Source organism: Treponema endosymbiont of Eucomonympha sp. (genome assembly GCF_001028545.1).
Genome location: NZ_BBPW01000347.1, coordinates 1 through 720 on the forward strand (window position 1 = coordinate 1; position 720 = coordinate 720).

The 720-nt window shown below is 65.3% G+C and carries 1 protein-coding gene; it reads left to right on the top strand.

Annotated features, from left to right (window positions below):
- Positions 1 to 720 (top strand): hypothetical protein (locus tag AWU74_RS11945; protein WP_187150921.1); only part of this gene is annotated, 720 nt, incomplete at both ends.

Below are 720 nucleotides of genomic sequence, written 5' to 3' on the forward strand. Positions count from 1 at the left end.
ACGCTTGCGGTGAACAGCATAACGGCTGACGGCAAAGTTGCGGTGACGGTGTCGAAGGCGGGGTACGCGTTTGAGCCGAAGTCGCAGTCGGTGCTGGTATTCTGTCCGCCGACCGAGCGGCCGTCTGCCGCGGTAACGTTCCAGTTCCTTACGGCAAACGGGTCGGCAACGGAAACCACGACGGCGCTGACGCTGGCGTTCAGAGAAACCATAGAGGGGCTGACGGCGGACGACATTACGCTTGAAGACCCCGACGGCGCCGGCATTCGGAAAGGCGCGCTGTGGGCGAGTGCCGCCGACTCCTATTCGAAAGGCGTGTACGCGCTCGCGGTGAGCGGCTTCGCCAAAGACGCCGCCGTTACGGTGCGGGTGCAAAAGGCGGGGTACGCGTTTGCGCCGCCTGCGCTCACGGCGCAGGTGCGCTACGTGCCCGCGCCGACTGTCGCGGTGCGGTTCCAGTCCCTTACGGCGGACGGCGGGGAAACGGCGGGCACGACGAAGCTGACGCTCGCCTTCGACAAAGCCATAGAGGGACTGTCTATGGAAGACATTACGCTCACAGACCCCGAGGGCACCGGCATTGTCCTTCCGGCACAGCAGTTTATAGCAGAGAACGGCGCGTATACGCTCGCGGTGAGCAGCGTCGGCACAACCGGCCACGTCGTGGTGAAGGCGGCGAAGGCGGGGTACGCGTTTACGCCGGACACGCAGTCGGCGCGG